Source organism: Pseudomonas sp. S31, assembly GCF_016648105.1.
Lineage (GTDB): Bacteria > Pseudomonadota > Gammaproteobacteria > Pseudomonadales > Pseudomonadaceae > Aquipseudomonas.
Window position 1 is genome coordinate 21,799 of the sequence record NZ_JACVVE010000038.1, and the last position, 11,730, is coordinate 33,528.

Below are 11,730 nucleotides of genomic sequence, written 5' to 3' on the forward strand. Positions count from 1 at the left end.
CGATGAAGCCAGCCCAGGCGAAACTTGGCATCCATGCAGAGGCCTTGGTGCCCGTGTAGGAGCGGCGGTTCGCCGCTGCGATTTACCCGCGAAGAGGCCCACTCGGACACCGCAAGCTTCAGCTCAATGCAACGCTCGTGGATTTGCCGGCATCTGTATCTGCACCAACGCCGAATCAATCAGCGTTTCCAGCGCTTCAAGCTCATGCATCGAGGCCCTCATCAGCAGCGTGACCGGTGAGCGAGGCTGCAACAGAATGGCCTGTTGCATGACGGCTTTGGCACAGAGGGCATTGTCTGCGGTTTTCTGGAGGGTGTCTTCGAGGGAAGTGATGTTCTGCGGTGGGTCAGGAACGATATCAAGCATCTCATGCATCCGTTAGTGGTGCGGCCACCAAACTGCTGTCAAACAGTCAGGTGGCAGCTGTACATGGGTTGACAGACCGGCGGATACATGAAGCTCCGGCGCACGCGAGCGTGCCCCATGCACAGCCACCATAACGGCAGAGCTGCATAGCAAATGTATCTCGTCGCGGCCTGTCAAAGCCGTGTCGTCGATGTGTGACGACAGCCTGAGACTAGAGCGCGGGTGCGTAGGACCGCAACGGACAATGGCTGTGGGAATTATCTTTGGGAAATGGAGCGCATGTAAGGGGACAAGTCTGATGAGCGACTGACAACCGCATGGGAACGCTCTGCTGCATGGCAGCCGCCTTCAAACGAATTGTTACAAAGACTTAAATATTGTTTTACACACTGCTCGATTTATTTCAGAGCCCACGCGCCCTTAAACTTCAAATCGCGCCAAGCCCCTGCCTCCAGGCCTTGATATAGAACATATCTGCAGCTTCCTTTGAGCCGTTCGTAACAAAGAGAGCGTGCTGACCTGCCGTCAGCGTCAACGCCATGCCAACTCTCACGCTGATGCCCAAGACTGTCGTTTGCCCTCGGCGAACACGCGCAGCGAGTTCCTCTACCCAAACGCCTGGAAGGCCCATTCCAGGCAGGCTAGGCGCGCCCTGAAGGACCAGCCCTGCATTCACCAAAAGAGCTTAAACACCCATGACGGATGAAACGTGTTCCAAACCTGACAGGCGCTCATTGAGTAGTGCCGCGCGCGTACTTTTTTCGCTGCTCGTCATTATCGTGGCGGTGGCATTGATCTACGGCGGTGGCAAACTTCTGGCACTTGGCGGGTCAAGTTACTACTTGCTTGCGGGGTTGGCCTACGCCGCACTTGCAGTGCTCGTATTCCTGCGCAAACGCATCAGTATTGCCCTGTCGGTGCTGATATTCCTGGCGACCTGCGCCTGGGCATTCTATGAAGTCGGGCAGTTCAGCTACTGGCAACTGCTGCCTCGCCTGGTCGTTCCGGCCATCATCCTGACCCTCAGCCTGTGGGTCGGCGCAGCGCTGCCGGGCACCCGCGCAAGCACGCGCAAAACCGCCAATCGATTCGGCTTTGCCGTGTTCCTGGCATTGATCGCGACATTCGTCGCCGCGTTCTTCCCGCATGGCGGGATATCCAACCCCATCGCGGCGAGCGGCCCGGCGAATCCCGACGCTACGTCCGCCGCCCCGCAAGACTGGGAATTCTTCGGGCGCAACGCGTCGGGCACACGATTCGCGCCTTACACCCAGATCACCCCCGATAACGTCAAGGACCTGCAAGTCGCCTGGACCTACCGCACGGGCCGCAGAACCACCGGCCCAGGTGCTGGCGTGGATGAGAACACGCCCCTGCAGATCGGCAGCACCCTGTACTCCTGCACGCCGGAAAACCTGATCACCGCGATCGATGGCGATACCGGCAAGCCCCTCTGGAAGTTCGACCCCCACGCGAAAAGTGCAGAGCATGTCACCTGCCGCGGTGTCGGTTACTACGACATCGACAAGGACGACAGCCTGAGCGCTGATGCCAAGGCTTCGTATGCCAACCAGCAGCAATGCCGCCAGCGCATCCTGGTGTCGTCGGTCGATGCCCGCCTGTTCGCCTTGGACGCGCACACTGGTGAACTGTGCGCCAGCTTCGGCGAAAACGGCTATGTGGACCTCAAGAAAGGCATGGGCCCAACGGAAAACAGCAAGCGCTACCACCCGACCTCGCTGCCCGTGGTCATGGGGCATCTCACCGTGGTCGGTGGCTGGGTACGCGATATCGTTGCAGGCGAGCCTTCCGGTGCCGTGCGCGCATTCGATGTGCTGACCGGCTCGCTGGTGTGGGCCTGGGACGTTGGCGCGCCGGATGGCGCCGATACCGCTGCAGCAGATCATCAGTTCGCCCTGGAAACGCCCAACGTCTGGACCGTGCCGACCTACGACAAGGAACTCAACCTGGTCTACCTGCCAACCGGCAATGGTCCACCCGACTACTGGGGCGGTGACCGTAACCAGGCGAAGGAGAAGTACGGCACTGCGGTGGTCGCGGTCGACGCCTCGACCGGCAAGGTCAAGTGGGTGTACCAGACCGTTCACCATGACGTGTGGGACTACGACCTGCCCTCGCAGCCGGTGCTGTACGACCTCAAGAATGCGCAAGGGGAAAAGACCCCGGTCCTGATTCAGACCACCAAGACCGGCAACATCTTCGTACTGGATCGCCGCACTGGCCAGCCAGTGACCGAAGTCCAGGAGCGCCCTGTACCCACTTCGCCAGCGGCAGAGGGCGAACACCTGTCGCCGACTCAACCTTACTCGGCAGGCATGCCGGTGATCGGCGCGGAACCCTTGACCGAACAGTCGATGTGGGGCGTGTCCACCTTCGACCAGCTTTACTGCCGGATCATGTTCAAGGATTCGGTCTACGTCGGCCCGTTCACGCCGCCCACCGAAAAGCCCTACATCGAATGGCCGGGGCTGCTGGGCGGCATGAACTGGGGTGGCATTTCCATCGATGAGAACACCGGCACGATGTTCGTCAACGACATGCGCATGCCGTTGCGGATGTCGCTGGTCACCCAGGAGAACACCCGCAAGTACAAGGTGTCGACTGACGAAGTGCCCGGCTTCATGGGCACCATTCGCCCGCAGGTCGCAGGCATCTATGGCGGCGTCAAGATCGACATTCTGCAGTCGCCCCTGGGCGTGCCCTGCAACACGCCGCCGTTTGGCAGCATGAGCGCAATCGACCTGAACACCCAGAAACTGATGTGGCAGGTGCCGCTGGGCACGGTGCAGGATACCGGCCCGCTCGGGATCAAGACGCACCTGCAGATCCCGCTGGGCATGCCGACCCTCGGTGGCCCGACCTCGACGGCCTCCGGCCTGGTGTTCTTCGCCGGTACCCAGGACTACTACCTGCGTGCCCTCGACTCGGCAACCGGCAAGGAAGTCTGGAAGGCCCGCTTGCCGGTGGGCGCCGTCGCGGCACCGCTGATCTACACGTCCCCCGCGACCGGCAAGCAATACGTGGTCATCTCCGCCGGTGGCATGAGCCACTCGCCGGATGTCGGTGACTACATCATTGCCTACGCCCTGCCGGACAGCAGCAAACCGTAACCGCTCGCCAATGCCCGACAAACAATCCCCGCTCGCGGGGATTGTTTGCCCCTCCAGTTCAGCAGACCACACGAAAGCCCGCACCGCCCGATGGCTTTTCGTGCAAGGGAGCAACCCACCATGCCATCAACGCTTCGCACCCTGCTGACCAGCAGCCTGTGCAGCGGCCTGTCCTTATGCGTGCTGCCAACCCCCAGCGCGCTGGCGGATACGTCCGACCTGCTGACCCGCCCCACGCTCACCGGTGACTGGGGCGGACAGCGCCAGCAACTGGCGGACCAAGGCGTCAAGCTGACCGGGGACTACATCTCCGAGACCGTTTCCAACCTGCATGGCGGTATCAAGCGCGGCACGCGCTATGCGCAGCAAATACGCCTGGGCGCGCAGTTCGACCTGAGCAAGCTGCTCGGCATCGCAGATGCCGGGCGCATACAGATTCTGCTCAACGACCGGCGCGGTCACAGCGCCACGGAAGATCTGCTCGGCAACCGGATGTCCGCCCAGGAGATCTACGCCGGCGAGTACACGCGCCTGACCGAGTTGAGCTACCAGCGCAACCTGTTTTCGCCCGACCTGTCGACCAAGGTCGGTTACATGGTCATGGGCACCGAGTTCGGCGGCATGCCAATCCTGGCCAACTTCATGAGCGCCGGCTTCTGCGCGCACCCATTGACCATGTCCAGCGGCAGCGGCTGGGGTAACTACCCGACCGCACACTGGGGCGGTGAACTGCGCTACGACGTCAACCCGTCGCTGTCGTTGCAAACCGCCGTGTTCCAGGTCAACCCGGACTACAACGCGCGCGAGTCCAAGGCCTTCGCCATGCCCAGCAATGGCACGACGGGCGCGATCCTGCCCCTGGAGGCGATCATCAACAACCTGGCGTTTCTCGATGGGCAATACAAGGTCGGCTGGTACTACGACACGTCCGACTACCCCAAGATCGGCGGCACCGGCAAAAGCAGCAGCCGCACGGGCGCCTACCTGCTGGTGGACCAGGCGATCTGGCGCGATGAACAGGACCCGGCAAGTGCGCTACGCCTGTTTGCGCAGGCCGCAACCAGCAATGCCGCCACCTCGCCCATGCGCCGCTGGTACTCGGTGGGCCTGGTCAGGCAGAAACCTTTCGCCAGCCGCCCCCACGATGTCATTGCCTTCGGCTATGGCCGCGCCGTGATCAACTCGCGTACGCGGGAGGTGCAGGAAGCGGGCGCGCTGACGCCTGATGACGCCGCCATGATCGCCGACCTCGACAGCGGCGAGCAGGTGCTGGAACTCAACTACGGTGCCCAGGTGACGCCGTGGCTGCTGCTGCGCCCTGGCCTGCAGTACTACATCGAACCCGGCGCGTTTTCCGCTGAGCAACGCAGCAACGCGCTGGCTGCCGGGCTGCAGGTCAAGATGACCTTCTAGCAGGCTCGCTCTCCATCGCCTCATCAGGAACCAGCCGCGCGATCGCGCGGCTTTTCCTGCCCAGGATCAACCTGTTGCCGCTGCCGGGTCAGGCCCTTATTTTCGAGGGTAGCGCCTTACGCCTGGCACCTTCGTGTTCACCGGACCTTCTTGTCTTTGGCTTCCCGGCGTGGAGGGCATCCCATCCCTTCATGGCAAGCGCGACTGTGCGCGGTACCGGTTTCTCACCGCTTCGGTAGTAAGCGAGCATTCGCCGGCTCAGCCCCAACTCCTGGGCTGCCCGGTCCAATGTCAGTTCATTCCTGGCCATCCAGTTCCAGAGACGCTCGTGAGAACACTCACCTGTCTGTTCGACTGCGAGCGCTCGGAGGTTGTCGGCGGCCAGTTCCAGGTTGTCATCGTCGGCCCAGATGACAGTGTCTTTCCACTCCCCGATCGCCGCGCTCGCGAAGACCTCGGGGTCGGTAAGCCGATGCAACGTAGGCTGCCGGGTGATGATCTCGTCCAGACTCACGGAAAATTGCTCGCCGTCTGCGAACGTCAGCAATAAAGAACTTGGGCCTGTTACAGCAAGGTCGTGCAGCAGGAAATGCTTGTTCGTCATTGATTCAACTCCTTCCACTTGGCAAGCAGTTGAGGTCCATTCTGCGAAGCCCATTCAATCGCTTCACTGAGCTCTCGCTTGGAGACGCGAGAACCACCAAAGCCCGTCAGGACCGAAAAATCCCCAATTGCTATCAATGCCTGACGGCCATCACTTAACCTCACATGAAAATGAGGCGGCGCATGATCGTTCGCGTACATGCAAATCGAACAGGTCGGTAACCGATGGAGCGTGGGCATAGGAGGAGTATAGAGTGCAATGATTGCACCGCAAAATATCATTCGGTCCCAAACTGTTCATCCTGAAAGATGTAAACGGTCCTTACTGAACATTACAAGCCCCGATACCTGATCCCCCTGTCCAGACTAGGTCTTGCCGCGGGGCCTGTCGTCTGGCTAGGCTAAAAGCCCACCGACCGAGACTCGCCATGCCAGACTCCCGCACCATCACCCTCGACGAAATCGACCGCCAGCTCATCGCCCTGCTGCAGATCAACGCCCGCGAAAGCGTCGCCACTCTGGCTCGCCAGCTGGGCATCGCCCGCACCACGGTGAACTCGCGCCTGGCGCGGCTGGAGAAGGGCAAGGTCATCACCGGCTATGGTGTGCGCCTGGGCCAGCGTCTGGTCGACGGTGGCCTGCAAGCCTATGTCGGCATCAAGGTCCAACCCCGCTCGGGCAAGGAAGTGGTCCGCCGCCTGAGCGCCATGGGGCAGGTGCAGCAGCTATGCACGGTGAGCGGCGAGTTCGATTATGTGGCCTGGCTGCGCAGCGATTCGCCGGAGCAACTCGACGAGCTGCTCGACCAGATCGGCAACGTCGAGGGTGTGGAGAAAACCACCACGTCGATCATTCTCAGCAGCAAGGTCGACCGGGGTCAGCCGAGCTAAAGCCATAAAACGCCTGACACCCCTGACTTGATCGTCAAAACAAACTCACCCCTCGTCATTACGACGAAACAAAATACATTCCGCCATCACTCTGCATCTTAATTACGAACACCCCGCTTCATAAAATGACCCTCAGCCATCTCCTATACTCAGGCTCCGCCCTCCGCGCAGCCGCTCTGGCAAGGTCATTTCATGAACAAGAACAACCGCCACCCCGCCGACGGCAAGAAGCCCATCACCATCTTCGGCCCGGATTTCCCCTTCGCCTTCGACGATTGGCTGGAGCACCCGGCCGGGCTGGGTAGCATCCCGGTCGAGCGACACGGCGAGGAAGTCGCCATCGTCGGTGCCGGCATCGCCGGCCTGGTGGCGGCCTACGAGCTGATGAAACTGGGGCTCAAGCCGGTGGTGTACGAGGCTTCGAAACTCGGGGGCCGCCTGCGCTCGCAAGCCTTCAATGGCACCGATGGGGTCATCGCCGAACTCGGCGGCATGCGCTTTCCGGTGTCTTCCACGGCCTTCTACCACTACGTCGACAAGCTCGGCCTGGAAACCAAGCCGTTCCCCAACCCGCTCACCCCGGCCTCCGGCAGCACCGTGATCGACCTCGAAGGCCAGACCTACTACGCCGAGCATGCCAAGGACCTGCCACAGCTGTTCCACGAAGTGGCCGAAGCCTGGGCCGACGCGCTGGAAAGCGGCGCCCAGTTCGCCGAGATCCAGCAGGCGATCCGCGAGCGTGACGTGGTGCGCCTGAAAAACCTGTGGAACCAGCTGGTTCCGTTGTGGGACGACCGCACCTTCTATGACTTCGTCGCCTCGTCCCAGGCCTTCGCCAAGCTGACGTTCCGCCACCGCGAAGTGTTCGGCCAGGTCGGCTTCGGCACCGGCGGCTGGGACTCGGACTTCCCCAACTCGATGCTGGAAATCTTCCGCGTGGTGATGACCAACTGCGACGACCACCAGCACCTGGTCGTCGGTGGCGTCGAGCAAGTGCCACAAGGCATCTGGCGCCACATACCGGAACGCTGCGCGCACTGGCCCACCGGCACCAGCCTGAGCGCGCTGCATGGCGGCGCCCCACGCACCGGGGTCAAGCGCATCGCCCGCGCCGCCGATGGGCGCCTGGCGGTGACCGACACCTGGGGCGATACCCGCCACTACGGCGCTGTGCTCGCCACCTGCCAGAGCTGGCTGCTGACCACCCAGATCGACTGCGAGGAGTCGCTGTTCTCGCAGAAGATGTGGATGGCCCTGGACCGCACGCGCTACATGCAGTCGTCGAAAACCTTCGTGATGGTCGACCGACCGTTCTGGAAGGACAAGGACCCGCAGACCGGCCGCGACCTGCTGAGCATGACCCTGACCGATCGCCTGACCCGCGGCACCTACCTGTTCGACAACGGCGATGACAAGCCCGGGGTGATCTGCCTGTCCTACGCCTGGATGAGCGATGCGCTGAAGATGCTGCCGCACCCGGTGGAAAAACGCGTGCAGCTGGCGCTGGACGCACTGAAGAAGATCTACCCCCGGACAGACATCGCCGGCCATATCATCGGCGACCCGATCACCATTTCCTGGGAGGCCGACCCGCACTTCCTCGGCGCCTTCAAGGGTGCACTGCCCGGCCACTACCGCTACAACCAGCGCATGTACGCGCACTTCATGCAGCAGGACATGCCGGCCGAACAACGCGGCATGTTCATCGCCGGCGACGACGTGTCGTGGACGCCCGCCTGGGTGGAAGGCGCGGTGCAGACTTCGCTGAATGCGGTGTGGGGTATCATCAATCACTTCGGTGGCAAGACCCACCCGGACAACCCAGGCCCGGGCGATGTGTTCGACACCCTCGGGCCGATCGCCCTGCCGGACTGATACAAAGGAGAAGCGATGCGCATCGCCCTGTTCCAAGGTGAACCCAACCCGCTCGACGTGGCCGGCAACCTGCGACGCCTGCAGCAGCAGGCCCAGGCCGCAGCCGAGCGTGGCGCGCGGTTGCTGGTGTGCCCAGAGATGTTCCTCAGCGGCTATAACATCGGCCTCGCCCAGGTGCAGCGGCTGGCCGAGGCAGAGGATGGGCCATCGGCTGCGGCCGTGCGGGCGATCGCCCAGGGCCAGGGCATCGCCATCGCCTACGGCTACCCGGAGCGTGCCGACGACGGGGCGATCTACAACAGCGTGCAACTGATCGACGCCCAGGGCCGCCGCCTGTGCAACTACCGCAAGACCCACCTGTTCGGGGCGCTGGACCGCTCGATGTTCAGCGCCGGTGCCGATCATTTCCCGGTGGTCGAGCTGGACGGCTGGAAGGTCGGGCTGCTGATCTGCTACGACATCGAGTTTCCGGAGAACGCCCGGCGCCTGGCGCTCGATGGCGCCGAGTTGATCCTGGTGCCGACGGCCAACATGACGCCCTACGACTTCGTTTGCCAGGTGACCGTGCGCTCACGCGCGCAAGAGAACCAGTGCTACCTGGTGTATGCCAACTATTGCGGCGCCGAGGGGCAGATCCAGTATTGCGGACAGAGCAGCATCATCGGGCCGGATGGCAGCCTGTTGGCCATGGCTGGGCGCGAGGAGTGCCAACTGCTCGCGGATATCGATTATGAGCGGGTGGTACAGGGGCGCGAGGCGTTTCCGTACCTAGCGGACCTGCGTCAGGAGTTGCATCGGCTCAAAGGCTGACCGGGGCCGCTCTGCGGCCCATTCGCGGGCAAGCCCGCTCCCACAGGCCCCGCAAAGAGGCGGGGCCTGCCAAATGGGTTAGCATGAACACCTGCCCCGGAGTTCCCATGCCTGACGCCACCCGCCACCTCACCCTCGCCAACGGCCTGCAACTGACCCTGCGCCATGCCCCGCGCCTCAAGCGCTCGGCCGCCGCCCTGCGGGTGCATGCCGGCAGCCACGACGCACCGGCGCAGTGGCCGGGCCTGGCCCACTTCCTCGAGCACCTGTTGTTTCTCGGCACCGAGCGCTTCCCATTGCCTGATGGCCTGATGCGCTACGTGCAGGCCCTCGGTGGCCAGGTCAACGCCAGCACCCGCGAGCGCACCACCGACTTCTTCTTCGAGGTACCTCCCAGTGCGCTTGACGGCGCGCTGGAGCGCCTCTGCCAGATGCTCGCCGAACCGGAGCTGGGCATCGCTCGCCAGGGCAACGAGCGCGAGGTGATCCATGCCGAGTTCATCGCCTGGTCGCGCAACCCGCAGGCACAACGACAATTCGCCCTGTTGCAGGCGGCAGCGCCTGGGCACCCGTTGGCCGGCTTCCACGCCGGAAACCGCTACACCCTGGCGTTGCAGGACCCGGCCTTCCAACAGGCGCTGAAGCACTATCACCAACGCTTCTACCAGGGCGGCCAGATCACCTTGAGCCTGTGCGGGCCACAATCGCTGGCTCAACTCGAACACCTGGGCCGCCAGTTCGCCAGCCTGTTCCCGGCAAGCGGCCGTTCGCCGCATCCGCATCCCCCCGCCCTGCCGAAAAGCAACCAGCCGCTGGTGTTCGCCCACGATGGCCTGCCCGCCGGCAGCGAGCACGCGCTGGCACTGTTGCTCGCCTGGCTCGACGACAGCCGCCCAGGTGGCTGGCTGGCTGAACTGCGCCAGCGCGGCTGGCTGCGATCCTGCAAGGCACAGGCGCTGTATGCCCACGCCGGGCAACTGTTGTGGCAGGTCGACCTGCAACTCGGCGATGCGACCTGCATCGATGAGGCCCAGCGCCTGCTGCACGGCTGGTTCGGTTTCATGCGCCAGGCCGACCCCGAACAACTCAACGCTGGCTTCGCGGTATTGGAGCAACGTCGCGAGCACGCCGCCAGCGCACTCGAATTGGCGCGCCGAGACAGCACCGGCAGGCCCTTCGCGGCGCTCGACGCACAAGGCCTGCTAGCGCTTCGCGCGCTGCTCGATGACCTGCCCGGCAACGCAAGCGGACCCTGGCACTTGCCTGCCAGCGATCCCTTGCTGTGCAACGAACTGCCCACCGCGCCCGACACCTCGCTGCCCCCGGCCATGACCGTCAGCAGCGCCCTGCCCGCAACGCGCCAGCATGCCGAGGTGAACCTGCGCTGGCAGATCCGCTCGCCCTTGCGCCAGCGCTTGCATGCCGTGCTCGAGCAGGCCTTGACGCCGCTGCGCGAGAGGGCCGAACACGCGTCCCTGCAACTGGACTTCAACCTGGTGGGCGAGTACTGGCATCTGCGCTGCGCAGGCCTGCCAGGCGCAGTGCTGCGCGCCAGCGCAGAGGCATTCGGGGTACTGCGTAGCATTGCCGACGAATCGCTCGCCAGCGTGCCACCCCAGGCACCGCCATCGATCCCGATCCGCGCGCTGCTCAAGCACCTGCCAGACGCCTTGCACGGCCTGGCCGCCGAGCCCCTGCCCGCGTGCACCCTGGATGCGAGCCAACTGCAGCGGATCTGGCAGCACGCGCCCTGGCACGGTCTGGCCACGGGCTTCGGTGCCGCCGGCCTGAGCGTCCTGGCCGATGTCCTGCAGCAATGCCCAGGCCAGGCTTGCAGCGCCAGGCCGTTGCCACCGCCCCCGGCGCGCCGCTGGCAGCAAGCAGCAATGGCCGGCAGCGAGCAGGCGCTGGTGCTGTTCTACCCGCTGACCACCACCCCGCAGGGCGCCGGCCGCCTGCTTGGGCATCTGCTGCAAGGCCCGGTGTATCAACGCCTGCGTGTGGAACTGCAACTGGGCTACGCCGTTTTCAGCACCTTCCGTCAGGTCGAAGGCATCGCCGGCCTGCTGTTCGGCGTGCAATCCCCCCATGCCAGCCACCGCGAAATCATCGGCCATCTCCACGACGTGCTACGCCAGGGCGTGACCCTCGAGTCCAGCGCGCACCAGACCCTGGCCGCACAAGTCGTCGAGACGGCCATGACCAACGACGATGTGGCGCACTGGGCGTGGCAGGCCTACCTGGGGCGGCAAACGGATGAGCTGCCCGCCGTACAGCGGTCTATCCTGAATACGCAGCAAGCGGACCTGGACGCCTTGCTGCGGGAAATGCTCGCCGCCGACGCGCCCTGGCTATGCCTGGCCAACGCAGCGGCAGCGATGGACGAATGGCCCTGAAACCGGCGCGATTGTTACGTCGCCTGCAAGGGCGCATTTCAAATAATTAACCTTTTGGTACAGTTATTTCTTGTAAGATAGCGCAATCCCAGTCTATGGAACCTCCTTGTCGAGGGGGCGCCAAAGATACTGGCTGGAACCCAACCCCCTATCCGGAAGGAGCTAATCCATGTGGACCAAACCTGCTTACACTGACCTGCGTATCGGCTTCGAAGTGACCATGTACTTCGCCAACCGCTAAGCCCT

10 protein-coding genes are annotated in these 11,730 nt (G+C 63.5%); 7 read left to right on the top strand and 3 right to left on the bottom strand.

Features of this window, described 5'->3' with window-relative positions:
* Positions 1-123 precede the first annotated feature (123 nt).
* Entirely contained in the window at positions 124-366 is a 243-nt protein-coding gene (locus IAE37_RS22835) for a hypothetical protein (RefSeq protein WP_201177205.1), read from the bottom strand.
* A 695-nt stretch (positions 367-1,061) separates the two neighbouring features.
* On the opposite strand from IAE37_RS22835, the gene IAE37_RS22840 reads away from it, so the two are divergent.
* Together IAE37_RS22840 and IAE37_RS22845 are read left to right on the top strand one after the other, a co-directional pair.
* A complete protein-coding gene (locus IAE37_RS22840) occupies positions 1,062-3,497 on the top strand; it encodes a membrane-bound PQQ-dependent dehydrogenase, glucose/quinate/shikimate family (RefSeq protein WP_236410109.1) in 2,436 nt (811 codons plus the stop codon).
* A gap of 120 nt (positions 3,498-3,617) precedes the next feature.
* The gene (locus tag IAE37_RS22845) at positions 3,618-4,910 is read left to right on the top strand and encodes a carbohydrate porin (RefSeq protein WP_201177209.1); all 1,293 of its coding nucleotides are present in this window, start codon (positions 3,618-3,620) and stop codon (positions 4,908-4,910) included.
* A gap of 88 nt (positions 4,911-4,998) precedes the next feature.
* Here the strand turns inward: IAE37_RS22845 and IAE37_RS22850 are convergent, their stop codons facing one another.
* Together IAE37_RS22850 and IAE37_RS22855 are read right to left on the bottom strand one after the other, a co-directional pair.
* Positions 4,999-5,514 carry a DUF2442 domain-containing protein gene (locus IAE37_RS22850; RefSeq protein WP_201177211.1) on the bottom strand — a complete coding sequence of 172 codons (516 nt, stop codon included), beginning with the start codon at positions 5,512-5,514 and terminating at the stop codon, positions 4,999-5,001.
* On the bottom strand, positions 5,511-5,795 hold the full coding sequence (locus tag IAE37_RS22855) for a DUF4160 domain-containing protein (protein WP_328822769.1): 285 nt from the start codon (positions 5,793-5,795) through the stop codon (positions 5,511-5,513). The genes IAE37_RS22850 and IAE37_RS22855 overlap by 4 nt, the downstream gene beginning before the upstream one ends.
* 146 nt (positions 5,796-5,941) lie before the next feature.
* Here IAE37_RS22855 and IAE37_RS22860 point away from each other — a divergent pair, with 146 nt between their 5' ends.
* The 5 genes from IAE37_RS22860 (at position 5,942) to pqqA (ending at position 11,725) form a co-directional block, all read left to right on the top strand.
* The gene (locus tag IAE37_RS22860; protein ID WP_201177214.1) at positions 5,942-6,403 is read left to right on the top strand and encodes an Lrp/AsnC family transcriptional regulator; all 462 of its coding nucleotides are present in this window, start codon (positions 5,942-5,944) and stop codon (positions 6,401-6,403) included.
* A 192-nt stretch (positions 6,404-6,595) separates the two neighbouring features.
* Entirely contained in the window at positions 6,596-8,278 is a 1,683-nt protein-coding gene (locus IAE37_RS22865) for a flavin monoamine oxidase family protein (RefSeq protein ID WP_201177216.1), read from the top strand.
* A 15-nt stretch (positions 8,279-8,293) separates the two neighbouring features.
* Positions 8,294-9,088, top strand: coding sequence for a carbon-nitrogen hydrolase family protein (locus IAE37_RS22870; protein ID WP_201177218.1), 795 nt, complete (start codon positions 8,294-8,296; stop codon positions 9,086-9,088).
* A gap of 107 nt (positions 9,089-9,195) precedes the next feature.
* Positions 9,196-11,484, top strand: coding sequence for a pyrroloquinoline quinone biosynthesis protein PqqF (pqqF, locus tag IAE37_RS22875; RefSeq protein ID WP_201177220.1), 2,289 nt, complete (start codon positions 9,196-9,198; stop codon positions 11,482-11,484).
* A 169-nt stretch (positions 11,485-11,653) separates the two neighbouring features.
* A complete protein-coding gene (pqqA, locus tag IAE37_RS22880; protein ID WP_003243383.1) occupies positions 11,654-11,725 on the top strand; it encodes a pyrroloquinoline quinone precursor peptide PqqA in 72 nt (23 codons plus the stop codon).
* The last annotated feature ends 5 nt before the right edge of the window (positions 11,726-11,730 follow it).